The 25,640-nt window shown below is 62.5% G+C and carries 27 protein-coding genes, 1 tRNA gene and 1 pseudogene; 15 read left to right on the plus strand and 14 right to left on the minus strand.

Annotated elements, in window-relative coordinates:
- Positions 1-502: 502 nt before the first annotated feature.
- Both ABIB06_RS04495 and ABIB06_RS04500 read right to left on the minus strand, forming a co-directional pair.
- On the minus strand, positions 503-1,282 hold the full coding sequence (locus ABIB06_RS04495; protein WP_354045050.1) for an RES family NAD+ phosphorylase: 780 nt from the start codon (positions 1,280-1,282) through the stop codon (positions 503-505).
- Positions 1,275-2,393 (minus strand): Fic family protein, encoded by a 1,119-nt coding sequence (locus ABIB06_RS04500; protein WP_354068584.1) that lies wholly within the window; start codon positions 2,391-2,393, stop codon positions 1,275-1,277. Before ABIB06_RS04500 ends, ABIB06_RS04495 begins: the two co-directional genes overlap by 8 nt.
- A gap of 177 nt (positions 2,394-2,570) precedes the next feature.
- Between ABIB06_RS04500 and ABIB06_RS04505 the strand changes: the two genes are divergently transcribed.
- Genes ABIB06_RS04505 through ABIB06_RS04520 form a run of 4 tightly spaced genes read left to right on the plus strand, consistent with a single transcriptional unit; the run spans position 2,571 to position 6,285 of the window.
- Positions 2,571-3,122 (plus strand): hypothetical protein, encoded by a 552-nt coding sequence (locus ABIB06_RS04505; RefSeq protein ID WP_354045046.1) that lies wholly within the window; start codon positions 2,571-2,573, stop codon positions 3,120-3,122.
- Positions 3,119-4,501, plus strand: coding sequence for a 7-cyano-7-deazaguanine synthase (locus tag ABIB06_RS04510; protein ID WP_354045044.1), 1,383 nt, complete (start codon positions 3,119-3,121; stop codon positions 4,499-4,501). The genes ABIB06_RS04505 and ABIB06_RS04510 overlap by 4 nt, the downstream gene beginning before the upstream one ends.
- Complete coding sequence (locus ABIB06_RS04515; RefSeq protein ID WP_354045042.1) at positions 4,485-5,666, plus strand: ImmA/IrrE family metallo-endopeptidase; 1,182 nt, start codon at positions 4,485-4,487, stop codon at positions 5,664-5,666. The genes ABIB06_RS04510 and ABIB06_RS04515 overlap by 17 nt, the downstream gene beginning before the upstream one ends.
- Positions 5,644-6,285, plus strand: a complete 642-nt coding sequence (locus ABIB06_RS04520; protein WP_354045040.1) for a PIN domain-containing protein — start codon at positions 5,644-5,646, stop codon at positions 6,283-6,285. The genes ABIB06_RS04515 and ABIB06_RS04520 overlap by 23 nt, the downstream gene beginning before the upstream one ends.
- A 61-nt stretch (positions 6,286-6,346) precedes the next feature.
- Here the strand turns inward: ABIB06_RS04520 and ABIB06_RS04525 are convergent, their stop codons facing one another.
- The gene (locus tag ABIB06_RS04525; protein ID WP_354045089.1) at positions 6,347-6,544 is read right to left on the minus strand and encodes a helix-turn-helix domain-containing protein; all 198 of its coding nucleotides are present in this window, start codon (positions 6,542-6,544) and stop codon (positions 6,347-6,349) included.
- A 127-nt stretch (positions 6,545-6,671) separates the two neighbouring features.
- Between ABIB06_RS04525 and ABIB06_RS04530 the strand changes: the two genes are divergently transcribed.
- Positions 6,672-6,929, plus strand: coding sequence for a hypothetical protein (locus ABIB06_RS04530; protein ID WP_247447571.1), 258 nt, complete (start codon positions 6,672-6,674; stop codon positions 6,927-6,929).
- A gap of 91 nt (positions 6,930-7,020) precedes the next feature.
- Here ABIB06_RS04530 and ABIB06_RS04535 read toward each other — a convergent pair whose 3' ends face one another.
- Complete coding sequence (locus tag ABIB06_RS04535; RefSeq protein ID WP_354045038.1) at positions 7,021-7,578, minus strand: hypothetical protein; 558 nt, start codon at positions 7,576-7,578, stop codon at positions 7,021-7,023.
- A gap of 1 nt (position 7,579) precedes the next feature.
- On the opposite strand from ABIB06_RS04535, the pseudogene ABIB06_RS04540 reads away from it, so the two are divergent.
- Positions 7,580-8,626, plus strand: a pseudogene (locus ABIB06_RS04540) (recombinase family protein); the annotation flags it as partial.
- 27 nt (positions 8,627-8,653) lie between these two features.
- On the opposite strand, the gene ABIB06_RS04545 reads toward ABIB06_RS04540, so the two are convergent.
- The 5 genes from ABIB06_RS04545 to mnmA all read right to left on the minus strand — a co-directional run bounded on the left by ABIB06_RS04545 (position 8,654) and on the right by mnmA (position 11,944).
- Positions 8,654-8,926: a hypothetical protein gene (locus ABIB06_RS04545; protein ID WP_354045037.1), complete on the minus strand. Its 273-nt coding sequence runs from the start codon at positions 8,924-8,926 to the stop codon at positions 8,654-8,656.
- A gap of 241 nt (positions 8,927-9,167) precedes the next feature.
- A tRNA-Met gene (locus ABIB06_RS04550) sits at positions 9,168-9,244 on the minus strand.
- Positions 9,245-9,483: 239 nt separating this feature from the next.
- Positions 9,484-9,840, minus strand: coding sequence for a hypothetical protein (locus ABIB06_RS04555; protein ID WP_354045035.1), 357 nt, complete (start codon positions 9,838-9,840; stop codon positions 9,484-9,486).
- Positions 9,841-9,885: 45 nt separating this feature from the next.
- Entirely contained in the window at positions 9,886-10,524 is a 639-nt protein-coding gene (locus ABIB06_RS04560; RefSeq protein WP_354045034.1) for a class I SAM-dependent methyltransferase, read from the minus strand.
- 238 nt (positions 10,525-10,762) lie between these two features.
- On the minus strand, positions 10,763-11,944 hold the full coding sequence (mnmA, locus tag ABIB06_RS04565; protein ID WP_354068586.1) for a tRNA 2-thiouridine(34) synthase MnmA: 1,182 nt from the start codon (positions 11,942-11,944) through the stop codon (positions 10,763-10,765).
- Between the two features lie 343 nt (positions 11,945-12,287).
- Between mnmA and ABIB06_RS04570 the strand changes: the two genes are divergently transcribed.
- The 9 genes from ABIB06_RS04570 (at position 12,288) to ABIB06_RS04610 (ending at position 21,848) form a co-directional block, all read left to right on the plus strand.
- Complete coding sequence (locus tag ABIB06_RS04570; protein WP_354045030.1) at positions 12,288-13,883, plus strand: flagellar hook-length control protein FliK; 1,596 nt, start codon at positions 12,288-12,290, stop codon at positions 13,881-13,883.
- Positions 13,884-13,896: 13 nt separating this feature from the next.
- Complete coding sequence (locus ABIB06_RS04575; RefSeq protein WP_247343304.1) at positions 13,897-14,607, plus strand: flagellar hook assembly protein FlgD; 711 nt, start codon at positions 13,897-13,899, stop codon at positions 14,605-14,607.
- A 236-nt stretch (positions 14,608-14,843) separates the two neighbouring features.
- Complete coding sequence (gene sciP, locus ABIB06_RS04580) at positions 14,844-15,119, plus strand: CtrA inhibitor SciP (RefSeq protein ID WP_002714638.1); 276 nt, start codon at positions 14,844-14,846, stop codon at positions 15,117-15,119.
- Positions 15,120-15,301: 182 nt separating this feature from the next.
- Positions 15,302-16,912 carry a flagellar basal-body MS-ring/collar protein FliF gene (gene fliF / locus ABIB06_RS04585; protein WP_247343301.1) on the plus strand — a complete coding sequence of 537 codons (1,611 nt, stop codon included), beginning with the start codon at positions 15,302-15,304 and terminating at the stop codon, positions 16,910-16,912.
- A gap of 32 nt (positions 16,913-16,944) precedes the next feature.
- Entirely contained in the window at positions 16,945-18,036 is a 1,092-nt protein-coding gene (gene fliG, locus ABIB06_RS04590) for a flagellar motor switch protein FliG (RefSeq protein WP_106942059.1), read from the plus strand.
- A complete protein-coding gene (locus ABIB06_RS04595) occupies positions 18,036-18,656 on the plus strand; it encodes a FliH/SctL family protein (protein WP_247343294.1) in 621 nt (206 codons plus the stop codon). Before fliG ends, ABIB06_RS04595 begins: the two co-directional genes overlap by 1 nt.
- A gap of 3 nt (positions 18,657-18,659) precedes the next feature.
- Positions 18,660-19,010, plus strand: a complete 351-nt coding sequence (fliN, locus tag ABIB06_RS04600; RefSeq protein WP_247447549.1) for a flagellar motor switch protein FliN — start codon at positions 18,660-18,662, stop codon at positions 19,008-19,010.
- Between the two features lie 44 nt (positions 19,011-19,054).
- Positions 19,055-20,440 (plus strand): sigma-54-dependent transcriptional regulator FlbD, encoded by a 1,386-nt coding sequence (flbD, locus tag ABIB06_RS04605; protein ID WP_247343288.1) that lies wholly within the window; start codon positions 19,055-19,057, stop codon positions 20,438-20,440.
- A 259-nt stretch (positions 20,441-20,699) separates the two neighbouring features.
- On the plus strand, positions 20,700-21,848 hold the full coding sequence (locus tag ABIB06_RS04610) for a M20 family metallopeptidase (RefSeq protein ID WP_354045027.1): 1,149 nt from the start codon (positions 20,700-20,702) through the stop codon (positions 21,846-21,848).
- A gap of 110 nt (positions 21,849-21,958) precedes the next feature.
- On the opposite strand, the gene ABIB06_RS04615 is transcribed toward ABIB06_RS04610, so the two are convergent.
- From ABIB06_RS04615 to ssuD, 5 genes are all read right to left on the minus strand, one after another.
- Positions 21,959-22,117: a hypothetical protein gene (locus ABIB06_RS04615; protein WP_247343332.1), complete on the minus strand. Its 159-nt coding sequence runs from the start codon at positions 22,115-22,117 to the stop codon at positions 21,959-21,961.
- Positions 22,118-22,209: 92 nt separating this feature from the next.
- Positions 22,210-22,791: a flavin reductase family protein gene (locus tag ABIB06_RS04620; protein WP_354045025.1), complete on the minus strand. Its 582-nt coding sequence runs from the start codon at positions 22,789-22,791 to the stop codon at positions 22,210-22,212.
- A gap of 31 nt (positions 22,792-22,822) precedes the next feature.
- Positions 22,823-23,659, minus strand: coding sequence for an ATP-binding cassette domain-containing protein (locus tag ABIB06_RS04625; RefSeq protein WP_354045023.1), 837 nt, complete (start codon positions 23,657-23,659; stop codon positions 22,823-22,825).
- A gap of 7 nt (positions 23,660-23,666) precedes the next feature.
- A complete protein-coding gene (ssuC, locus tag ABIB06_RS04630) occupies positions 23,667-24,473 on the minus strand; it encodes an aliphatic sulfonate ABC transporter permease SsuC (RefSeq protein WP_354045021.1) in 807 nt (268 codons plus the stop codon).
- Entirely contained in the window at positions 24,470-25,636 is a 1,167-nt protein-coding gene (gene ssuD, locus ABIB06_RS04635) for an FMNH2-dependent alkanesulfonate monooxygenase (RefSeq protein WP_354045019.1), read from the minus strand. The genes ssuC and ssuD overlap by 4 nt, the downstream gene beginning before the upstream one ends.
- Positions 25,637-25,640: the final 4 nt, after the last annotated feature.

Consider the following 25,640-nt stretch of genomic DNA (forward strand, 5'->3'; position numbering starts at 1 on the left):
TTTTTCGGCTTGCGATCTCTTCTCGAGCGCCTCGACCTCGGCCTGGATGGCGGCGGCCCGCTTCGCGTGCTCTTGCTCAGCCTTGTCCAGCGCAGCCTGCGCCTTGTCGACCGCCTGCTGACGGCGTTCACGGCCCTTCTGCCTGGCAGTCTCTTCCTTCGCCTGTTCAAGCTGGCGCCGCTTCTGCTCCTTTTCGAAAGAAGCCCGGCGAGAAAGTCGAAGGGTCTCTTGTCCAGATTTCGTATCGCGCTGAATTGACGCGATCGATTATGCGGCGTGATGCGGCGCGCTTTAATTTGGTAGCGCGCCCCGGATATATCGATTGCATCGTGCCCGGACGCAGAGTTGCCCTCGCGCTCCCAGCCGTAAGCATTACAAAACAACAGCTCCGCGTAGTCGCTGAGCGGATTATTGGCGCTGCGAACGATTTCCCTGTCCCGCAATTCGTCGAGAATTGCCGCATAGTCCTATAGGAGTTGTGCAACGGTGCGGTTTTCGGTCATCAATTATCGGTTGGTCGCGTTATAAAATAAGGGTTTGCGGTCTCGGAAAAATCGAAATCGATCTTGTTGGCCTTATACAAAAAGCAATTTAGCTGAACGGCGCTATCAATATCGAAAAGAGCGATATTGTAGCCGTCGGCACCGAAGGCGCTCTTATAAGCTACGCCATCATATCCTTTGCTTCTGAACAACTCAGCCAATATTTGCGTCGGCACGTACTCGGCGGTGTCATCCATTCGGGTGGCTGGCTCGGCGAACGCCCGGTCGATATATGCCCAATTGGCTTTAACGATGTTGGTATTGTCGGGGGGCTCAAGAAAGATGGGCGTCGCGGCATGATCTACGGAGCAGTCGATGATCGACAGGGAGCGCTCCAGCCGAAACTGGGCAACGGAAATAAGCGATCCGATCCACGGCCTGACCTCGGACATGGCGGTTTGGCGCGTTGTTGCAAGGTAGAGACACGGTACTCCCTTGGGATTTATACGCCCTTCATAAGCGCGATCAGCGAGAGGCTTCATTCGCTCTCTGCCAAACGGCGCCGGAATTTCCTCGGCGATTTGTTCTTCGAGTTGCCAGTCATGCCCCAGCTGCGCTCTCCAGAATATGCGATCCTTCTTCAATTCGACGGCCCGGTCAGAGCAGGTATCGGAAACGGCTCGAAGGAAACGCTCACTGTTCTCGGAACGAATAAAGCGGGTGCGGCGCGAGGATTCAAACCGGAAATGCCAATAACTACCCCAGCTTTCAAAAGTCTCTGGCGCATGCGGATCAGTCATCGGCCTTGATCTCCGTGAGCGAGTAACTCGTATTGCGGCCGCCCCCCTCGTCTTTCGTAAGGATGCCGTGATCGACCAACTCGCTGATGTCGCGTAGTGCGGTATCGGCCGAGCATTTTTCGATCTTGGCATATTTGGACGATGTCAGCTTGCCCTCGAATCCGTCGAGGAGGCGATTGAGAATATCGCGCTGTCGTTTGTTGAGCACGGCCTCGGCATGTTGCTTCCAGAACGCGGCTTTCCTGAAGACATGTGCAAGGATCGCCTCCGCGCCGTCGAAGGCGCGATCCAGGCACGCGAGAAACCATTCAAGCCATTGGGTGACATCGAGGTCGCCTTTCTGCGTGGCTTCGAGCATGTCGTAATAGGCATTCCGCTCCACCCGGATCTGAGCCGACATACTGTAGAAGCGTTGCGAACTACCTTCTGATCGCGCAAGCGACATGTCGGCGATCGCGCGTGCAATTCGCCCATTGCCATCGTCGAATGGATGGATGGTCACGAACCACAGTTGCGCGAGCGCGGCCTTGATAACGGGATCAAGTTTGTCATCCGCGTTGTACCAGGCAAGAAAGGCCACCATGTCTTGGCTTAGGCGCTCGGCGCCGGGGGCTTCGTAATGGACCTTCTCGCGACCATAAGGGCCCGAGAGAACCTGCATGGGACCGGAGGCCGCATCCCGCCATGCGCCGACTTTGATTTTGCTTAAGCCGCTGCGCCCGGTCGGAAAGAGCGCCCCGTGCCAGCCGAATAATCGCTCGTCGGTGAGCGGCTCTTTGAACCGCTGTGTAGCGTCAAGCATCATCTCCACGACGCCGTCGACGTTGCGGTCGGCGGGCGGAAGTGCGCCGACGTCCATCCCCAGGCGACGGGCGATGGAAGACCGGACTTGATCCTTGTCCAGAATCTCGCCTTCAATCTCACTGGATTTAAGAACATCCTCGGTCAGTGTTTTCAAGACCGCCTCTTCCCGTAAAGGGAAGCCAAGCGCCTGCATGCGGCCGATTAGCCGTCCTTGCCGGTGACGTACTGCGGCCAGTTGCTGAGCGAGGGCCTCGTGATTCCATCGGAAATCGGGCCAATCTGAACGTTCATAGATGTATTTCGTCATTCTCCGCACCTTTTGCGGTGATTATGGGGAGTATTCGCCGCATCCGCAAGATTATTATCCGCAGTTATAGCGGAGAATAAGAGGGCCTATTCTCCGTATTTGACATTGTCTGTTTTTTTACTTATATTTTTGACATGTAGAATCGCTATGAGTGATGGTCCGTACAAAAGTTTGAACATGACGCCCGCCTGGAAGAAGTTTGCGGAATGGGCGCACAAGGCCGCGTTCGAGCCTGATGAAGTCGCCGCGCGTGTCGTCCCTGCACTGGAAGAGACGTGGCGCGATGAAGGTTGCGGCGAAGTCGTCCGCGCCATTCGTACGATCCTAGGTGATGCCCGGCAGACCGACATGTTCGGACAAGATAAATCAGTCGAACTGGAAGCCGCGCGGCGGGATCTTTCCGCCGGATACCCGATGCGTCGCCTGATCGTCGATCACGTCACGCAATCCCTTGCGAATGGAAAGCTCGGCATCGACGCAGTTTCCGATGGTGTCGAGAACGCCTTGCGCGACCGCGCGGCGCGGGGACCCCGGCAAGTGGAAGAACATTATCTGCGCAAGCAAAGCCCCGAGGCGATGGCGACCCGTGTCAGAAATCGCATGGAAGACGCGGTGGCGAGCGCTCCGATTACGGGTCTCGCCCGTCGTTTGTCGGGACTGGACGCCGCTGCCGCTCAACCGCAATCGGTCAAGCAGCAAGGAATTGAAGACGGTGTGAGGCTGCCATGAACGATGATGAACTGCCCGCGATCCAGGTTGATGTGCACGAAGAGGGTGGACGCGCGCGCGCAGGCCGGATTCCTTGCGAGATCGGGACCAACCTCATTTTCAAGACGCATAATCTTGCGGCCTATTTCTTCGCCAAATGGGAGCCGGTCGTATTCGACCTGATGCTGCTTGCTGCCTGCGTTGAATTCTGTGATCGCATACAGCGCCGCCCGGCTCTGGGATGGGGGCGCGCTTTTGAACTGCGCCTGCCAGTGCATGATCTCGACGTTTGGAATCAGAAGAGCGTGTCCGACACGTTGCATGATGCGCTCGAACTGCTGACCGGAGATCAGTGGAAAGTCACCTTCATAAGGCGGAAAAAGCCCGCCCTCGAACCGGCACAGGAACTATTCTATCTGGATACCGGTGCCGAGGCGGTTATTCCGTTCAGCGATGGCCTCGATTCCCGCGCGGTCGGCGCGCTGATGGCGGAAGAATACGGCGCTCGGCTGGTTCGCGTGCGTCTCGGGTCGAAGAAGAAAGATCACCCCAAAGATTCGTTTGGGCGAAAGCAGCCTTTCATGACGCTGCCCTATCAAGTGAAGCCCGGCGCATCCCGCTTTATCGAATCAACCGCCCGGTCGCGCGGCTTCAAATTTGCTGTCCTGAGCGGAGCGGCTGCGTATTTCGCAAAAGCCGGCAAGGTCATCGTCCCGGAAAGTGGACAGGGTGCGCTCGGCCCAACGCTCGTGCCCGTCGGTCAGGCTTATGAGGATTACCGGAACCATCCCCGGTTCATGAAGCACATGACGGCGTTTTTTAAAGCGCTTCTTGGCTACGACATCGCATTCGTATTCCCGCGTCTGTGGTTCACCAAAGGTGAAACGCTCAAAGCGTACATGGCATTGAGCAACGGCAAGAACACTGAATGGTCGGAGACACGATCATGCTGGCAGGATAACCGCCATGTGTCTGTCGATAATCACCGGCGCCAATGCGGTATTTGCGCGGCCTGCATGCTGCGCCGCCTGAGCGTTCATGCGGCTGATCTTGACGAGCCTGCAGAGACGTATGTCTGGGAAAATCTCTCTGCGCCGACCTTCGATGCGGGAGCCGCTAAAGGGTTCGATAAAAAGACCCGCGCTCAAAAGCAATATGCAATCGCAGGCACGTTGCATCTCGATCACCTCGCGTATTTAAAGCAGTCGCGTGCGGCAGAACGGCCACTCAATCTCGCGGCCTTTCAGCTCGCACGCGCCCTCGGCGAACCGGAAGCAGCCATCCGTATAAAATTGGACCGGCTGCTCTCTCAACACCAAAAAGAATGGAAAACCTATATGAATTCACTGGGACCGCAATCGTTTGTTGTTCAGTGGGCCGACAATGACCAGTCTGCTTGATACCATGCCGCCGACGGAAGTTGGTGAGCGCCTTCGTGAAGCGCGCGACCGCGTCAAGCTCAAGCAAGCTGACGCGGCGGAATCCGTCGGGCTTTCACGAACCACTCTGGTTGCGATCGAACAAGGCCAGCGGCGTGTGCGGATCGATGAGTTGCGCAAGCTCGCCAACCTTTACAAAATGTCGATCAATGAGCTGATGCGGCAGGAGGCGATTCATACGGATCTCACCCCTAAATTCCGCAAATTGTTCCAGCAGGAGGATGATGCGGTCGAACTTGCTGTGAAGCAATTAGAGAACCTGGCGCGCGCCGAAGCGGAGCTGGAGCGACTTCTCGGCGTGCAACCGCTGCGTAACTATCCGCCGGAGCGCCCGATCCTTCCCGGTGACGTTCGGGCACAGGCCGAACAGGATGCGCTCGAATTGCGACAGCGGCTCGGATTAAGCCTGAGCCCGATCTCCGACATTGTAACGCTCCTTGAGCTTGAACTTGGCGTCCGCGTCTATATCCGGCGGATCGATGGTGGCATTTCCGGCCTGTTCGCGTACGACGAAGCACTGGGCGCCTGCATTCTTCTCAACGGCAATCACCCGCGCGATCGCCGCGCCCAAACGGCAGCCCACGAGCTCGGTCATCTGGTTTCTACGCGGCGGGAGCCGGAAGTTTTGGAGGAGGGCGTCACTGAGAACTCCCGTGAGGAGCGTTACGCCAACACTTTCGGCAGGGCTTTCATGACCCCTGCCCGTGCGGTCATGCAGAAATTCAAGGAGATTACCGTCGGATCGGAAAAACTGACCCGACGGCATGTCATCGTGCTCGCACATTTCTTCGGCGTCTCTCGTGAAGCGATCGTCAGGCGGTTGGAAGAGCTCAAGCTGGCGAAGTCTGGGACGTGGGATTGGTTTCAGGCGAACGGAGGCATTAGCGATCAGCAGGCCATTCAAGTGTTGGGCGATCTTTCGGGGCTCAACCTTCATAAAACGGATGCGGACAGACCGACGACGCTTCGACTCGGGCTCCTCGCCGGCGAAGCCTGGCGCCGCGGGATACTGAGCGAAGGTCAGCTCACCCGCATGCTCCATCTGGACCGCGTTGAGCTGCGGCGCATGTTCGATGGCCTGGAAATAGAAGGGAGCGAAGCCGATGGGGCTCTCATGCCTGATTGACCCCACGGCGCCGGTTGTCATCGATGCGAGTACCGTGATCAATCTGAATGCCACGGCCTGCGGGCCGCGCATTTTAAAAGCGATTCCGAATCCTTTTGTCATTACGGATGTCGTGCAGGGAGAACTCCTCGAAGACCGCCGAAATGGTCGAAATGACGGGCAATTGGTCGCTGATCTTGTTGCGGCAGGCCTTATCTCCGTTGCGAAGCTTGACGATCTCACCGAGTCCCATTTCGAGGATCTGGTGATCGGACGGGGTGACGCAACCCTCGACGACGGCGAAGCCGCGACAATCGCTTACGGCGTCGAGAGAGGAGCGATCACCCTGATCGACGAGCGGAAGGCTACGCGAATCTGCGGTGAACGGTATCCGCGCCTGACGGTTGGAAATTCTCTTGATGTACTCACCCATTCCGCAGTGCTGGCCACGTTGGGTGACGACGCTACCGCCGATGCGGTCTTCAACGCACTCCGGTTTGCCCGGATGCGGGTCCCGCCCCCTTCGTTGAAATGGGTGGTCGAGTTGGTCGGAGCAAAGCGCGCGGCGATGTGTGAATGCCTACCGCGCGAATATAGAGCAACAGACGGCACAGTGCTGGGCGCTCGACCGGCTAAGTGAACACGGTCGTGTTATCAAAATGAGCGCCTGAGGAAAAGTGCGTTCAAAGTGGGCGCTCCCTTCAGTCGCACGACCATTGGTTCGACATGCTGGTGTCAAGCAGCGCCAGAAGTGAGCGCACCACTACTAGTCGCCGACGTCCGATCGTTGTCGTGGCGATACGCCCAGTTCCTATCAACTCGTAAAGCTTCGTGCGTCCCAAGCCGGTAACTTCGCATGCATCGTCAATCGTGCAGGTGAGCCGCTGGGCGAATGGCATCGTGCTCCGTTCTGCGGCTTTCGGGGCGGATAGACTGACGTGTGACTGGTGTCCGCCAGTTTTCTCTCGTCGATTGTAGCTCACGTGGACCTCCTATTCGCAGAAAGCTCGACGGGACAAGAGTTGATTGTGCGACGAGCAACGTCAATGCGAACAGCCGAGGGCGCTCGCGTACGACAGCGCACGTCAGCGGCGGTTTGACTATTTCCGGACATCAAAGAGCGACGCGAAAATTTTTCGCGAATGCGCCAGCCACTGTGAGGCATCGCGCCGAGGCTATTTGGCGAATGTCGGCAGCAAATTCCGCAAGCGTTCGCCGCTGATCACCAGCGTCTTATTCAACCGTTATTCAACGAACGCGGCTGATGGCTACCTAAGTGCCTGAGTTTGCTGGCGCTCCCTAGGGGAATCGAACCCCTGTTTCAGCCTTGAGAGGGAGCCAAATCGATCCGCTTGATGATCATCCTGAAGAGAGTTCAGCGATAGAGAGCTATCGATGTCAATCCCGACTCATCTGCACGAGCAGGTGACCGCACCAGTTTCGCACCAGAAACGACCCAACCGCAGCGCAACGAACGCGATCGGATTGAAACAAAAGACAGCCACATCAACGAAGCCGATCGCTTAGCCCGCCGCTCATATCGGTCTGGTTGCGGGGCTTTGCACAAAGTGACGCCAGTGAATTCCCGACCTGACCGCTGCCAGAACAAAAGCTCCGCTCCTGATTTTTCCGCTTCTGAGAGTGTGTCCGTTCCGCTTTCAATCGTATCCAATTCTACGACCGACGTGTAAGCGGCCTGCCATTCGTGGACTCCACGCAGCATCTTGCGGGGATGAAACGTACGAAGACGAGGGAAGTGTTTCATCATGCACCACGATGTGTAACCCCACGTGACATTGATCCTGCTCTGGTCAAGTTTGTTGAAGCTCTTGCAATAGCCGACGCGAGGCGCGATCATGTGTTTGAGAGTGAGCGGCTGATGAAAGATCATCTTGATGCCGCCGGCGAGAAGCGCATCAGCGGTGGTGTTCAATATGAAGCCCGCAGCAGTTTATGCTCGGTTCTCGACCGAGCTTCAGAACGAAAAGTCGACTGAAGATCAGATTGCTCTGTGCAGGGGCTATGCGGCCCGTCATCAACTCGACGTCGTTGCGACTTTCGCGGACAAGGCTCGTTCTGGGGCCTCTGTATTCGGGCGCGATGGCTTGATGCAGCTTATGGATGCGGCGCGCCAACAACGTTTCACCGTTGTCATTGTGGAAGCGCTGGATCGGCTTTCACGTGATATGGAAGACCTGGCCGGCATCCACAAAAGGCTATCTTTCCAAGGGATCGAAATCCAAGCCGTTCATGATGGCACTGCGGACTCGATTTTGATTGGAATTCGCGGCCTCGTTGGACAGATGCAGCGCGAAGACGGAGCGAAGAAGGTCCGTCGCGGCATGGCCGGTGTGATACGAGACGGTCGACACGCCGGTGGGCGTGCCTACGGATATCGAGCCGTTCCCGGCAAACCCGGTGAACTTGAAATAGTCGAAGACGAAGCTAAGATCGTACGGCGCATTTTCACGTCATATGCCGCGGGACGAACGCCCCGGGACATTGCACACGATCTCAACCGAGAAAACGTTCGTCCACCGCGAGGCCAGCGATGGAACGCGTCGACGATCAATGGCAACGCCCAGCGTGGTGCCGGGCTCATATTCAACGAACTCTATGCCGGCCGTATCGTCTGGAACAAAGTCCGGATGGTCAAAGATCCTGATACGGGCAAGCGATTATCTCGCCCGAACCCTCGTGATGAGTGGCAGAGCATCGAGGCGCCTCAGGTACGCATCGTCGAACAGTCGATTTGGGAGCAGGCTCACGCTTTAAAGACCAAGAAGAGCCACTTGGCCAGCCACGTGAAGCGACGGGCGCCGCATCTCCTCTCCGGTCTTCTTCGCTGCGGTTGTTGTGGGTCCGGAATGTCGGTTCATGACCGTGACAAGACTGGAAAGACTAGGATTCGTTGTTCTGCGGTTCGCGAGGGCGGCATTTGTTCAAATCGCAGGATCATCTATCTGCGCGATATCGAAAGGCTTGTGCTTCGTGGCATGGCCGAGGAATTAAAAGATCCGCGGCTGATCGAGGCTTATGTGCGCGGCTATAACAGCGAACGAGAGCGGCTTGCGGGGGACGCGGTCGCGGTGCGTGCGCGACTGGCGGCGAAACGTGACCGGATCGAAGGTGAGCGGCAACGCAACATTGATCTTGTGATCAAGTACGTCATATCTGAGGAGGACGCCAAGCAGCGGATCGGGGAGCTCAAGGAAGAGCGGCTGCGCGTCGAGGCCGAAATGGCCGCGCTCGAAGAAGTCCCCGTTCCCGTCGCGCTCCACCCATCTGCCTTGGATCGCTACATCAGTTCAGTGAACGCGCTTGCCGAGACAATGTCTGGCCATTCGAAGGCAGAGGACGACCGCGGTTCCCTAGTGGAAGATTTTCGGACCCTCGTGCACAGCGTCACGGTCCATCCAAAGGGACCTTGGAAGGGCTTCGAGGTCGAAGTCAAAGGTAGACTGGCCAGCCTGATAGGCGGGGAGGTCTTTCCGGAGGCCCACCACAATAGTGGGGGATACGTGGTAGCGGGAGAGGGACTCGAACCCCCGACCCCAGGATTATGATTCCCGTGCTCTAACCAGCTGAGCTACCCCGCCACAGGGTCGCGAGGGCCTGATACGGCCGATCTCGCGAACGCGCGGCATATAAGGAAGGGGGCGGCGGGCTGTCAATCCGCGTTTGCGTAAGCTTCCGCCTTTGCTGAAGCTACGGCGGGACAAGTCCGCTTCGGGGAGCGAATTGGACCTATTTCGGGACCAGATTTCCAGCCACACCCGTGATGGCCGGACTGGGCCGGACAAGCCCGGCCATGACGAGATCGGGAGACAGAATTGGCCTATTTCGGCCTTACCGTCGGGTCACCGCCGGGGCTGCCGGGGGGCGGGATGACGGGCATGGCGCCGTTCGTGCTGGGCGCCGGCGCGTGCATCTCGGGATCGACGCCGGAGGGCGGGCAGAGCACGCCGTCCGATTTGGCAAGCTTGTCGCCGAGCGGTTCCCGGGACTGGCCCGTGGTGGTGCCGTCGCCCTGGCGGTTGGGGCGGTCCTGCGGCGTGCAACTGGCGGCGTGCTGCGGGGATGGCGGCGCGGTCGCTTGCGGCGGCGTCGCCGGGGCGGGCGGGGCCTGCGCGATCGCGCTGCCGGAGGCGGCGATCAGGAGGCTGGCCAGAATGATGTTTGATGTCGTGCGCATGGGCGGAAAACGCGCGGGATGTGCGCCCTGTTCCCACCCCGAACATTACGATTTGAGGTAGCGGATCAGCGAAAAGTGCCCCATTGGCGGCATCGGGCGGCGCTCGGCCAGCGCAACGCCGCCGTGTTTTGCGGCCCAGTCGACCAGTCGCCGCCACGGAAATTCCGGACGCCAGCCGAGACGGCGGGCGAGCGGGGCAAACGCGAGTTCGGAGAGTTTGCGAAAACCCGTTTCCGCCCCGATGTGGTTGACGAGGATCAGCTCGCCGCCGGGCTTTAAGACGCGCACGAACTCGTCGAGCGTGCCTTCGGGATCGGGCACGGCGGTAATGACATATTGCGCGACCACCGCGTCGAAGAAGTTTTCGGGGAAGGCGAGATTCTTCGCATCCATCACCGAGAGCACCTCGACATTGCTCAAGCGCAGCGCGCGCACGCGCGATTGCGCCTTGCGCAGCATCGGCTCGGAAATGTCGACTCCGCAGATCTTTGTGGTGCGCGCATAGTCCGACAGCGAAAGCCCGGTGCCGACGCCGACGTCGAGGATGCGGCCGCCGATGCGGTCGGCCTCGATGATGGTCGACTGCCGGCCAGCGTCAAAGACCTTGCCGAACACGAGATCGTAGACCGGCGCCCAGCGGCCATAGGCCTTCTCGACCCCGGCCCGCGAGATGTCTGCTGCCATGCCCCTGCCCTTACGCCAAACTCTATCGAGAATTGATTATTGGTGAGATCGAAGTCAGCCCCGCGCGCGGTCTGGCACCTCTCCCGCTTGCGGGAGAGGTCGGCGCGTAGCGCCGGGTGAGGGCTTTATCCGCTCGCGATATATCGCGGGTGGAGAGAGCCCACTCCCCAACCCTCTCCCGCAGGCGGGAGAGGGGGCGCACTTCCGGTGTCGCGAGAGTGCGGTCCGATTTCATGGATTAGCCGCGCACGGCTTCGGCGAGCGGACGTGCCGTGCCGGTCGCAGCCTTCGCGGCGGCGCTTTGAATAAAGCCGCCGCCGAGCACACGCGCCTGGCCCGAGGGCGCGTCGTAAAACACGCAGGCCTGGCCCGGCGAGACACCCTCTTCGCCTGCGACGAGTTCGACCTCGTAATGGCCGTTCGCGCCACGCAGCCATGCCGGCTGGGGGCTGCGGGTCGAGCGCACGCGCACGAACATTTCGAGGCCGGCGCCGATCGCGCGGTCGATGTCGCCGTCGCCGATCCAGTTGACGTCGCGCAGCACGATGCGGTGCATCTTCAGCGCCTCGCGCGGGCCGACAACGACGCGGCGGTTGGCGGCCTCCAGCCGCACCACGAACAGCGGCGCGGCGGCGGCGATGCCGAGGCCGCGGCGCTGGCCGATGGTGAAATTGGCAATGCCGTTATGCCGGCCGAGCACGCGGCCGTCGAGATCGACGATCTCGCCGAGGTCCATCGCGTTCGGCCGCAAGCGGGTGATGATGTCGGTGTAGCGCCCCGTGGGCACGAAGCAGATGTCCTGGCTGTCGTGCTTGTCGGCGACCGCGAGACCGAAGCGCCGCGCCAGTTCGCGCGTCTCGGGCTTGGTCATGTCGCCGAGCGGAAAGCGCAAGTAATCGAGCTGCTCCTGCGTGGTCGCGAACAGGAAGTAGCTCTGGTCGCGATCGGCATCGGCGGCACACACCAGAGCGCGCGAGCCGTCCGCGCGGCGGCGCGAGGCGACGTAATGGCCGGTGGCGAGCGCGGTCGCCCCTAACTCGCGCGCGGTCTTGAGCAGGTCGCGGAACTTGACCGAGCGGTTGCACTCGATGCACGGCACCGGCGTCTCGCCGAGCGCGTAGCTGTCGGCGAAATTGTCGATGACGGACTCGCGAAAGCGGTCCTCGTAGTCGAGCACGTAATGGGGAATGCCGAGCTTGGCCGCGACGTCGCGGGCGTCGTGGATGTCCTGGCCGGCGCAGCAGGCGCCCTTGCGATGGGTCGCCGCACCATGGTCGTAGAGCTGCAGCGTGATGCCGACGACGTCGTAGCCTTCCGCCTTCAAAAGCGCAGCCGTCGTCGATGAATCGACGCCGCCCGACATGGCAACGACGACCCTGGTATCCTCAGGACGGCCTTCGAGATCCAGACTATTAAGCATGGGCCTTAAAGCGTTGTGACGGCGGCGTTGGGCGATCCGCTGGATGCTTCCGGCGGGACATCGGCGATCCCCGGGAACTTTGGTTCCCGAAGGGCGGCTTGCCCGGTCGAAAGCGGCTGAGAGCTGTCTCTTTAATATAGGCGGCCTTCCGGTGAAGCAATCATGGGGGCGGCCAGTTAGGGCAATTCTTGCCGGGGAGGCAGAAATGACGGGGCTTTGAAAGGCCTTGCGGCAGCGGAGATGATTCCTCAAATCATTGATTTATCTTGATAAAATACCGAGGCGCGGGGCTGGCCCGCTCCTTGCTACCTCTTATGCCGAAGATGTTTCCGAGGGGTCGCCTGTGGTCGGTCGTACGTCAGATGTAGCGGCAAGCGCGCAAGTCCAGAGCGCGCAGCAAAAGCCTGCCCGGTCGCAGGCGTCGAAAGACACGTCCAACGACTCCTTCGGTTCGCTGGTCGACAGCAACACTCAAGCTATCAGCGACAGCGCGTCGTCCCCGGACACCGCACCGCGCCGGACCGATTCCTCGTCGTCCTCGGACAAGAGCCCGCGCGATCATTCGGCGACCGACCCGTCCTCGCAGAGCAAGGCCAGTGACGACACCGACAATTCCGCGCCGGCCAAGAACGATACCAAGAACGACACAACGGCCGATCCGGCCAAGGCGGATAGCAAGACCAAGGACAAGTCCGAGACGTCCGACGCCAAATCGGCGGACAAGTCCGACGACACCAAGGATAAGAAGACCGACGGCACCGATGGCCTTGCCGCCGCGGTCAATGCCGCCGCAACCGCGCAAGTCGACGCGACGCCGGCCGCCGTGCCCGATCCCAGCATCGTCGTGGCCGCGCCGGTCGTGCCGCTCGATCCGAACGCGGCCGCGAACCAGGCCTCCTCGCCACTGACGATCGCCGCCGCCGGCATCGCCGCCAGCGCCTCCACCGCGGCGCAGATCGCCGGCGCCAAGACCGATACCGCGACGCCGGGCGACAAGAGCGCCAAGACCGCGGGCGCCAAGGTCGATGCCGCTACCTCGGCGACGCTGGCCGATGCCGCGACCGGGACGACCGATGCGACCGCGACCGATGCGAAGACCAATGGCGGCCTGATCGCCGCCGTCGACCAGGGCACGCCAAAAACTTCGTTCAAGGCCGTCGCGACCGCGCAAGTTGGGAGCGACGTCTCCAATATCGGCCAGGACACCGGCAAGGCGAACGCCGCGCAGACTCCGGCGACGGCAGCGTCCGCCAACGCGGTGCATCCGGAAGCCGACAAGCCGCCAATCGATGCGAACGCGGCCGACGCCAAGGCTGGGACTTCCGACCGCACGGCCGATGCGACACCGGCGACGGCAACACCGCATGCCCATGCGGGCACGCAGGCCGCGGTCCCCACGACCGACACCAGCGCGCAGGCGGCCTCTGCCGTGCAGGCGCCGCTGACCAATACCACTTCGGCCGCGACCGCATCGACCGCGACGCTCACCGCGACCGCGGCGAATGCCAACGCTATTCCGATTAGTGGCGTGCCGATCGAGATCGCGGCGGCCGCACGCGCGGGCAAGACCCGGTTCGACATCAGCCTCGATCCGCTCGACCTCGGCCGCATCGATGTCCGCATCAATGTCGACCGTAACGGCCAGATCACCTCGCATCTCACCGTCGAGAAACCGGAGACGCTGCAGATGCTGCGGCAGGACGCGCCGCAATTGCAGCGCGCGCTCGACGATGCCGGCCTCAAGACCGGCAGCAACGGGCTGTCCTTCAGCCTGCGCGACCAGAATTCGTCGGGCCAGAACTCCGGCCAGAACAACGACAATGGCGGTAATGCCCGCCGGCTGATCATCAGCGACGAGGAAGCAGTTCCCACAGCCCCGGTCGGGCGCAGCTACGGCCGCATGCTCGGATCGAGCAGCGGCGTCGACATCAGAGTGTGAGGAGTATCGAGACATGACCACCACGACTGGCGCCACCGCTCCTTCGGTCGTCTCCGGCACGACCGATCTGACGAAATCCTCCACGTCGAGCTCGAGCCTGGGCTCGACCACCGGCGCGACGCTGGCGGGCAACTTCCAGACCTTCCTGACGCTGCTGACGACGCAGCTGCAGAACCAGAACCCGCTCGATCCGCTCGACACCAACCAGTTCACCCAGCAGCTGGTGCAGTTCGCCGGCGTCGAGCAGCAGCTCAAGACCAACGACTCGCTCTCCCAGTTGGTCACCCTGCAACAGACCACGCAGGCGACCCAGGCGCTCGGCTTCGTCGGCAAAACCGCCCTGGTTGACGGCACTACGGCGTCCATGACGAATTCGTCGGCGACCTGGCATCTCAACGTGCCCAGCGACGCGACGGTCGACATCACCGTCGCCAATGCCAGCGGCCAGACCGTGTTCACCGGCAAATATACCGCCGGCGCCGGCGCCGACGTTCCGTTCACCTGGAGCGGCATGGGCAACGACGGCACGCAATGGCCCGACGGCAAGTACACGATCTCGGCCACGGGCAAGGATGTCGCCAACAACAATGTCGGTATCGCCGCGCAGGTGCAGGGCACGGTGTCGTCCGTCGACCTGACCCAGTCGCCGCCGCTGCTCACCATCGACGGCGCCAGCTACACCCTGAGCCAGGTGAAGAGCATCATCGCCACGGCCAGCAATTAAGGCCTGGGTGCACGGTTGAGAGGCCTTGCGACACCCCGCGCAGGCCTCGTTCGTTAGTAAAGTATTTAAAATACCCCCTCGGCCTGCCTGGATGCACCCTTCCCGCCGGTCGAGACGGCTGCGTTCCAGCCATTTTCAACGAGAATTGTATTGAAGCCTTAGGCTTAGCGGATTTTTAAGCCGCGATGCCTATGGTTGTGGCGTGAGTTCAGTGGTTGAGAGTTTGTGAGTACGCCATGACAGAACCCCATCGCCCGAGGGTAAAATACGTCATCGGGCCGGACGGCAGTCCGCTGACGATTGCAGATCTGCCCGCACCCGGCACCAAACGCTGGGTTATCCGCCGCAAGGCCGAAGTCGTTGCCGCTGTGCGTGGCGGGCTTCTCTCCCTTGAGGAGGCTTGCAGCCGTTATACCCTGACGGTAGACGAATTCCTTTCCTGGCAGTTTTCCATCGACCAGCACGGTCTGGCGGGGCTTCGCACCACCCGCATCCAGCAATACCGCCAGTAGGCAATCCGGAAATCTGCGGCTTTTGACGAAAATCGGGCTCGCCTCGCGAGGCCGATTTTTTTCATGGCGCTACTTTTGTCGCAGCTCTTAACCTTCGTTAACCATATCGAAACCATCACCTAGGCAATAATTGCCCAGTCGGCCTTTCCTGTGAAAGCAGCCGAATCTATCGGGGCGGTTGCTTGCAAGGTCTTGCGGACTTTCTGAAGGGTATCGGAGCCGCCCGGTTCGGGGCGATGATCGCGGTTACCGCCGCGCTTGTCGGCTTTTTCGCGTTCGTCATCATGCGCGTCACCACGCCGCAGATGACGACCCTGTTCACCGACCTCAGCGTCGAGGACTCCTCGGGCATTATCAAGGACCTGGAGCGCCAGGGCATCCAGTTCGAGCTGCGCAACGAGGGCACCATCATCATGGTGCCCAAGGACAAGGTCACCCGCCTGCGGATGAAGCTCGCCGAGGGCGGCCTGCCCAAGGGCGGCGGGGTCGGCTACGAGGTGTTCGACAAGTCGGACGCGCTCGGCACCACCTCTTTCGTCCAGAACATCAACCATCTCCGCGCGCTGGAAGGTGAGCTCGCCCGCACCATCCGCGCCATCGACCGCATCCAGGCCGCCCGCGTCCATCTGGTGCTGCCCGAGCGTCCGCTATTCTCGCGCGAGGCGCCGGAGCCGTCTGCCTCGATCGTGGTCCGGGTCCGCGGCGCGCTCGAAGCCCAGCAGATCCGCGCCATCCGCCACCTGGTCGCCTCGGCCGTGAACGGGCTGAAGCCGCAGCGGGTCTCGATCGTCGACGAGACCGGGCAGCTGCTCGCCGACGGCGCCCAGACCGATCCGGACCAGCAGATCGGCGACGAGCGCCGCACTGCCTTCGAGAAGCGGATGCGCAAGCAGGTCGAGGACATCGTCTCCTCCGTGGTGGGGACGGGGCGCGCCCGGGTCCAGCTCTCCGCCGATTTCGACTTCAACAAGATCACCCAGACCTCGGACAAGTTCGATCCCGAAGGCCGCGTGCTGCGCTCGAGCCAGACCCGCGAAGAGCAGAGCATGACCGCCGACAACAACGGCCAGGTCACCGTCAACAACGAGTTGCCGGGCAACCAGCAGAACAGCGGCGTCGCGGCCAAGGACCAGAGCAAGAAGAGCGAAGAGACCAACAATTACGAGATCTCCCGCACCACCAAGACCGAAGTGACCGAGGCCGGCCGGGTCAACCGGATCTCGGTCGCGGTGCTGGTCGACGGCATCTACTCCAAGAACGACAAGGGCGATCTGGCCTACCAGGACCGCACCAAGGATCAGCTCGACCGCATCGCCACGCTGGTGCGTTCGGCGATCGGCTTCGACCAGAAGCGCGGCGACCAGGTCGAGGTCGTCAATTTGCGCTTTGCCGACGCCCCCTCGACCACCCCGATCGCCGAACCCTCCGGCCTGCTCGGCATGCTCCAGTTCACCAAGGACGACGTCATGTACTTCGTCGAGCTCGGCGTGATGATGCTGCTCGGCCTGATCGTGCTGTTCCTGGTGATCCGCCCGCTGGTCAAGCGCATCCTGGCATCCGACGAAGTCGCAGCCGCCATCTCCGGCGTTCTCACCGGCCCCGCCGCGAGCGACGACGCAGCGCCCAGCAGCCAGCCGCTTCTGCCCGGCGCCGCCGCAAGCGCGATCGACGTCGCTACCATCCAGGGCCAGGTCCACGCGCAGTCCGTCCATCGCGTCGGCGAGCTCGCCGAGCGCAACCCCAACGAAACCGTCGCCATCATCCGCCAGTGGCTGACCGAACCAGCCAAATAATCCGCGTCAAGTGAATCAAGAAGTGATCTGACATGGCCGCTGCCCTGCAAAATGCCAACTCCAACGACATCACCAGCGTGATCTCCACGCTTGGTCAGCGTGCCGGCAGCCGTGGAGGTGCGAAGGTCGAAGCCGTGGCGGGGCCGAAGCGTGCCGCGATCCTGATGCTGGCGTTGGGCGAGCAATATGGCGGCAAGATCTGGTCGCTGCTCGACGACGACGAAGTGCGCCAGCTCTCGCTGGAGATGTCGACGCTCGGCACCGTCGAGGTCGACACGGTTGAGGACATGCTGCTCGAATTCGTCTCGCGGATGTCGGCCTCCGGCGCGCTGATGGGCAATTTCGACGCCACCGAGCGGCTGCTCCAGCAATATCTGGCACCCGAGCGCGTCAACGGGATCATGGACGAAATCCGCGGCCCGGCCGGCCGCAACATGTGGGAGAAGCTCTCCAACGTGCAGGAAGAGGTGCTCGCCAACTATCTCAAGAACGAATATCCGCAGACCATCGCGGTCGTACTGTCGAAGCTGAAGCCGGAACACGCCGCGCGCGTGCTCGGCATCTTCCCCGAGGATCTGGCGCTCGACGTCGTCAACCGCATGCTGAAGATGGAGGCGGTCCAGAAGGAGGTGATCGAGAGCGTGGAGAAGACGCTACGCACCGAATTCATGTCCAATCTGTCACAGACCCGCCGCCGTGACGCCCACGAGGTGATGGCGGAAATCTTCAACAATTTCGACCGCCAGACCGAAACCCGCTTCATCACCTCGCTGGAAGAGGACAATCGCGAATCGGCCGAGCGCATCAAGGCGCTGATGTTCACCTTCGACGACCTCGTGAAGCTGGATTCCGGCTCGGCCCAGACCTTGATGCGCAACGTCGACAAGGACAAGCTCGGCGTCGCGCTCAAGAGCGCCAACGAGGACGTGCGCAATTTCTTCTTCGGCAACATGTCCTCGCGTGCGGCCAAAATGCTCCAGGACGACATGGCGGCGATGGGTCCGGTCCGCCTGCGCGACGTCGACGAGGCCCAGGCGCTGCTGGTCAACCTCGCCAAGGACCTCGCCGCCAAGGGCGAGATCATGCTGACCAAGAACCGCGCCGACGACGAGCTGGTGTATTGATGGGCGCTCCGGCAAAATTCCTGTTCGACAACGACTTCGCCGCGCCCGACCGGACGCGCGAGAAGGCCGCAACTGCGGCCGAGATCGCCCAGAAGGTCGCGGAAGCCGAGGCGCGCGCCTATCAAGACGGCTTTGCCGCCGGCCAGCGCGAGGCCAAGGCCGAGAGCGACCGCCGCGTCGCGCTCGCGATGGAAGAGATCAACATCGGAATCCGGGGCATTGCCTCGGGCATCGGCAACATCGAAACCAAGATGGAGACCGAGGCGGTCGACGTGGCGGTGGCGGTGGCGCGCAAGCTGTGCGCCGATCTGGTCGCCGCCGAGCCGCTCGGCGAGATCGTCGCGCTGATCAAGGACTGCTTCTCGCATCTGGTCGCGACGCCGCATCTCGTCATCCGCATCAACGACGCGCTCTACGACGCGGCCCGCGAGAACATGGAGCGGCTGGCCAAGCAGAGCGGTTTCGAAGGCCGGCTGGTGATTCTGGCCGAGCCCGAGATTGCTACCGGTGATTGCCGGATCGAATGGGCCGATGGCGGCGTCGTGCTGGAGCGCGGCGCCATCACAGCCAAGATCGACGAAATGGTGGGACGCTATGTTGCGTCCCGCAGGGGGAGCTAAGCCATGAGCGACACTGACGGACAGGTCCCGCTGCCCGATCTCAACGGCCCGATGCCGCCTGCCGGCACCGACGTCGGCTACAACGAGGACGAATATGCGATGCGCGCCGCCGCCGACCTCGAGGCCGTGTTCGACGTACCGGTGCAGGTCTCGGCCGTGCTCGGCCGCTCCAAGATGGACGTCAGCGAGCTGTTGAAGCTCGGGCCCGGGACCGTACTCGAGCTCGACCGGCGCGTCGGCGAAGCCATCGACATCTACGTCAACAACAAGCTGGTCGCCCGCGGCGAAGTGGTCCTGGTGGAGGACAAGCTCGGCGTGACCATGACCGAAATCATCAAGACTGAACGCGCTTAAAGCGATGACGCGCGGCAGCGCGACCAGACGGACAGGAGACTGATATGCGGCTTCTCATCGTTGGCACATTGAAGGGCCAGCTCACCACCGCCACCAAGATCGCGATGGCGAACGGTGCCACCGTGACCCACGCCGAGGATCACGAGCAGGCGATGCGCGTGCTGCGTGGCGGCAAAGGCGCCGACCTGCTGCTGGTCGACGTCGCCCTCGACATCCGCGACCTCGTGATGCGGCTCGAAGCCGAGCACATCCACGCTCCGATCGTCGCCTGCGGCATCACCAACGACGCCCGCGCCGCGGTTGCCGCGATCCACGCCGGCGCCAAGGAATACATCCCGCTGCCGCCGGACCCGGAGCTGATCGCAGCCGTGCTGGCCGCGGTCGCCAACGATTCCCGCGAGCTGGTCTACCGCGACGAGGCGATGGCCAAGGTGATCAAGCTCGCCCAGCAGATCGCGGGCTCGGACGCTTCCGTGATGGTCACCGGCGAATCCGGCACCGGCAAGGAAGTGCTGGCCCGCTACGTCCATACCCGCTCGGCCCGCGCCAAGCGCCCGTTCATCTCGATCAACTGCGCCGCGATCCCCGAGCATCTGCTGGAGTCCGAACTGTTCGGCCACGAAAAAGGCGCCTTCACCGGCGCGATCGCCCGCCGCATCGGCAAGTTCGAGGAGGCAACCGGCGGCACGCTGCTGCTCGACGAAATCTCGGAGATGGACGTCCGCCTGCAATCGAAACTGCTCCGCGCCATCCAGGAGCGCGTGATCGACCGCGTCGGCGGCACCAAGCCTGTCCCGGTGGACATTCGCATCATCGCGACCTCGAACCGCAATCTGGTTGAGGCCGTACGCGAAGGCACGTTCCGCGAGGACCTCTTGTTCCGGCTCAACGTCGTGAATCTGAAGATCCCGCCACTGCGCGAGCGTCCCGCCGACATTCTCGAGCTCGCCCAGCACTTCGTCAAGAAATACGCCGAAGCCAACGGCGTGCCGATGCGCCCGATCTCGGCGGAAGCGCGACGCGTGCTTTCCGCCAACCGCTGGCAGGGCAACGTCCGCGAACTCGAAAACACCATGCACCGTTCGGTGCTGATGGCGCAGGGCGACGAGATCGGCGCCGACGCCATCCTCACGCCGGACGGCGACCGCCTCGACCTCGCCAAGACCGCGCCGGCCGTGGCGCATGCCACCATGGCCGCCGAGCAGGTAACGCGGGCCCTGGTCGGCCGCACCGTCGCCGATGTCGAGCGCGACCTGATCCTGGAGACGCTAAAGCACTGTCTCGGCAACCGGACCCATGCCGCCAATATCCTCGGCATCTCGATCCGCACGCTGCGCAACAAGCTCAACGAATATTCCGACGGCGGCATCCCGATTACGCCCGCCGGCACGCCGGGTGAATATCCGCGCATGCCGATGGTCGGGGCGTAGGCGTTCTACGCTGATCGAGAGAATGCGAATGCCCGGGCCAAGTCCCGGGCATTTTTGTTTGAATGCAGGCTACCGCCCTCGTCATTGCGAGCGCAGTAAAGCAATCCAGGATCTTTCCGCGGTGACAGACTGGATTGCTTCGCGTCGCTCGCAATGACGGCGTTGAGGGCGTTTCTCGCATAACGGGACCGCGCTACGTGACTAGGCCATCCGCAGGCAACGCCCTATAACCCCGCATGGAAACCACGCGAGGGTAAACATGTCTGAAGCTCAAATCACGGACTGGCTGGCGACGCAGCGGCAGGCGATGATCGACCTGCTGCGCGATGTCGTGAACATCGATTCCGGGTCCTATGACAAGGAAGGCGTCGATGCGGTCGGGGCGCGGTTCGAGCGGCATTTTGCCGAGCACGGCATCCCGTTCCGGCGTGAAAACAACGCCACCTTCGGCGATGCGATCCATGCCGACGTCGCAAAGCCCGGCAGCAACGAGAAGCCGGTGCTATTGATGGGACATCGCGACACCGTGTTCGGCAAAGGCGAGGCCGGGCGGCGTCCGTTCACGATTCAAGACAAGCGCGCCTATGGTCCGGGCGTTGCCGACATGAAGTCGGGCGTCGTCATGAACATATTCGTGGCGACCGCCTTCCATAAATTCGGCGGCAGCCCGCACCCGATCAAGGTGCTGATCACCTCGGACGAGGAGATCGGCTCGCCCTCCTCCCGGCCGGTGATCGAGCGCGAAGGACGCGCCGCGCGCGCCGTGTTCAATTCCGAGCCGGGCCGCCCGACCGGCAATATCGTCACGGGGCGCAAGGGCGGCATCTTCATGCATGTCGCCATCACTGGCAAAGCCGCGCATTCCGGCGCCAATTTCGCCGCCGGCGTCAGCGCGATCGGCGAGCTCGCGCACAAGATCGTGCAGATCCACGCGCTGACCGATCTCGACAAGGGCATCACGCTGAACGTCGGTCTCGTCTCGGGCGGGCAGTCCGTCAACACGACGGCGCCTTACGCGGAGGGGCAGATCGACATGCGCTACGTCGATCCCGCGGATCGTGCGAGGGTGATGGCCGCGATCGAGGCGATCATCGCGACGTCTTACGTGCCGGGCACGAGTGCGACGCTGACGGTCAAGGGCGAGTTCGTCCCGGTGGTGCAGAGCGCCGATTCGAAGGCGCTGTTCGAAACTTATCAGGCCGCCGCAAAGCAGGCCGGCCTTACCACGCTCCAGGGTGAGTTCTCCGGCGGCTGCGCCGATTCCGGCTTCACCGCCGCGGTCGGAACGCCGACCATCTGCGGCCTCGGCCCCGTCGGCGGACTCGCGCACACGGCGGAGGAATATCTCGAACTCGACAGCATCGTGCCTCGCGCACAGGCGCTGGCGCTGGCGATTTTGCGAGCCTAGTCGCAGACACTCCGCCGTCATGCCCGGGCTTGTCCCGCGCATCCACGTCTTTCCGGGAATCGCGGCTACGCGTGGATGGACCAAGCCCGGCCATGACGAGGAGAGAGCCGTCACGAATAACTCGGCGCGTCCGGCTTGCGGAAGATGTGGATGGGGTCGCCCGGCACGATCGGTTGGCCGCTGAACATGGCATAGGCGTAGAGCGCGAGATAGGCGATCGCGAGCGCGCCGATGGCGTAGAAGGCCCAGGTCGCGACGCGTTTCATCATTGCGCTCCATTGCCGTCCCGGCGGGAGGCCGAGGTGCTTCTAGAGCGATGAAAGCGAAAAGGCCAGCCTGTGCGCCCCTCGTCCGGCGGCGATCAAATGCCGCGCCGGAGGTGGGTGGGAACGCTGACGTCCGCAAGCCTGGCCGCGTCTTCGTCCTGATCGACCGCCACGTACTGGCCGTGCCAATAGGCCAGCGCAGCGTTGCGGGTGGAATTCCTGACATCCCGGACACGGCCGATGACGATGCCATGCGAATGGCGCTCGACGATCTCCTCGACCTCGCAATCGACGGCGGACAATGCGCCGACCAGCAGCGGAACGCCCGAAACCGCCGTTACCCACCGGGCGCCCGCGAAACGATCGGCACCCTTGAGCCCTCCCTTGCCGGCAAAGCGCTCGGCGACATCGAGCTGATCGGCCGCGAGGATGTTCACGCCGAAAGCGCCGTGGCGCCGGATCAGCGGGAAGGACGAGGCATCGCGATTGATGCTGACGATCAGCGTCGGTGGCTCGACCGACAGCGAGGCGACGGAAGTGACCGTCATGCCGGTAATGTCCTTGCCTCGCCCGGCGGTGATGACGCTGACGCCGCCGGTGAGGTGGCGCATGGCGCCGCGGAAATCGGCGGACGTGACGACAATTTCGGTCATGAGATCGCGGGGCACTACATTCATGGCATCGCCCCCAAACGGGGTCCCTCGCTATTTAGGTACGATCGTCCGCCGACAAAAGGTGGCTCAGGATCGAGCCTTCGAGACCCGCGAGCTCGGCCGAGCCGCGTTCGCGGGGCCGGGCCGTGTTAACCACAACGTCATGGGCGATCCGCCCCTCCTCGATCACCAGCACCCGGTCGGCCAGCGCGACCGCCTCGGCGACGTCGTGGGTCACCAGGATCGCGGTAAAGCCCTGGTCGCGCCAGACGCGCTCCAGCAACCGCTGCATCGAGATGCGGGTCAGCGCGTCCAGCGCGCCAAGCGGCTCGTCGAAGGCGAGTACCCGCGGACGCGAGACCAGCGCGCGGGCAAGGGCTACGCGCTGCTTCTGGCCGCCCGACAGCACCGAGGGCCACTGGTCGCGCTTGTCGGTCAGCCCGACCTCGGTCAGCGCCTTCTCGGCGCGCGTGTGCGCGTCACTGGATGAACGATCGCGACCGAGACCGACCTCGACATTGGAGAGAACGCGAGCCCAGGGCAACAGCCGGGGCTCCTGGAACATCACACGGATATCCTCGGGTTTCACCGCGTCGCCGAGCGAGATGCTGCCGGCGTCAAACTTTTCCAGGCCGGCGATCAGCCGAAGCAACGTGCTCTTGCCGCAGCCGCTCTTGCCCACGATCGCAACGAACTGGCCGGCCGGGATGTGCAAATCGATGCCGCGCAGCACCTCATTGTCGCCGTAGGATTTGCGCAAAGCCCGGATGCTGAGCGGCAAGCCGCTGGTCTGCGCCGGCCGTTCCTCGCGCAGCACACGGACCTGAGGCGCGAAATTGGCGCGGCTGGCGAGTTCGGTTTCCGGAAGGGAGCTACGAAGGGCTGTCTGCATGTCACTCTCAACGTTTCCAATAAGCGGGATGCCAGGAGAGCGTCAGGCGCTCCAGCACGCGGGAGGCGCTGTCGGCGAGCTTGCCGAGCAGCGCGTAGATCAGGATCGAGAGCACGACGACGTCGATCAGCATGAACTCGCGCGCCTGCATCGCCATGTAGCCGAGGCCCGAAGACGCCGCGATGGTCTCGGCGACGATCAGGGTCAGCCACATGATGCCGAGCGCGAAGCGGATGCCGACGAAGATCGAGGGCAGCGCGCCCGGGAAGATCACGCGCCGGAACAGCTCGCCATCGCTCATGCCGTAGATGCGGCCCATCTCGATCAACTGGGGATCGACGGTGCGGATGCCGTGCAGCGTGTTGAGGTAGATCGGGAAGAACACGCCGAGCGCCACCAGGAACAACTTCGCGCTCTCGTCGATACCGAACCACAAAATGACCAACGGGATCAGTGCCAGATGCGGCACGTTGCGCACCATCTGGAGCGTGGTGTCGGTCAGCTTTGAGGAGAGCTGCGACAGGCCGTTGGCGAGACCGAACGCGAAGCCGATGCTGCCGCCGATCAAAAAGCCGATCGAGGCGCGCCAGAACGAGACCCAGATGTTGCGAATGAGCTCGCCGGAGAGCAAAAGCTTCCAGCCCGCAAGCACGACGTCGCTCGGCGCCGGCAGCACGCGCGTCGGCACAAAGCCAGTGACGCTGGCAACCTGCCAGATCGCGATGATGGCGAGCGGCACGATCCACTGGATCAGGCCGTCGAGGCGCGGCAGGCGAAAACTGCGCGGGAACGAAACGCTGTCGATCAGGCTCATGACTGCGACACCTTGTGCTGCGGACGGAAGTCGCTGCCGACCGTCTCACCAAAGGGGCCGCCGTTGAAGTGAAGCTTGGTCACGTTGCTGGGCTGCTCCAGCGAAAGCAGCGGGAACACCAGCTCGGCGAAGCGATAGGCTTCCTCCAGATGCGGGTAGCCCGACATGATGAAGGTATCGATGCCGATGTCCTGATACTCCTTGATACGGGCCGCGACGGTCTGGGCGTCGCCGACCAGTGCCGTGCCGGCGCCGCCGCGCACGAGGCCGACACCGGCCCACAGGTTCGGAGCGATCTCGAGCTTGTCGCGCTTGCCGCCATGCAGCTGTGCCATGCGCTGCTGGCCGACGGAATCCATCCGCTCAAAGTTCTTCTGCGCCGTGGCGATGGTCTCGTCGCTGACATGCTTGATCAGCTCGTTGGCAGCCTGCCAGGCCGCTTCATTGGTCTCGCGGACAATCACGTGGAGCCGGATGCCGAAGGACAATTTTCGGCCACGTGCTGCTGCGAGCTCCCTCACCTTGGCGATCTTCTCCGCGACCAGCGCCGGCGGCTCACCCCAGGTGAGATATTTGTCGACGGCGTCGACGGCGACGTCGATACCGGCATCCGACGAGCCGCCGAAATAGAGCGGCGGCCGCGGCGACTGCACCGGCGGGAACAGCAGCTTGCCGCCTTCGACATGGATGTGCTTGCCCTCGACATTGACGGTCTTGCCGGCGAGCAGGTCGCTATAGACGTTGAGAAACTCGCGGGTGACCTCGTAGCGCTCGTCATGGCCGAGGAAGATGCCGTCGCCCTTGTTCTCGACGGGATCGCCGCCGGTGACGACGTTGACCAGAAGCCGGCCGTTGGTGATGCGATCGAGCGTCGCCGTCATGCGCGCGGCCACGCTCGGCGATTGCAGGCCGGGCCTGACGGCCACGAGATAGCGCAGCCGCTCGGTGAACGGCGCGACCGAAGAGGCGACGATCCAGGAATCCTCGCAAGATCGCCCGGTCGGCAGCAGCACGCCGAAAAAGCCGAGCTGGTCGGCGGCCTGCGCGATCTGGCGTAGATAGTTGAAATTGACCTCGCGGCCGCCGACGCCGGTGCCGAGATAGCGGCCGTCACCGTGGGTCGGCAGGAACCAGAGGATGTTGGCGTTTGCTTGCTTGCTCATGTGC

Source organism: Bradyrhizobium sp. LB8.2, assembly GCF_040548035.1.
Taxonomy (GTDB): Bacteria; Pseudomonadota; Alphaproteobacteria; order Rhizobiales; family Xanthobacteraceae; genus Bradyrhizobium.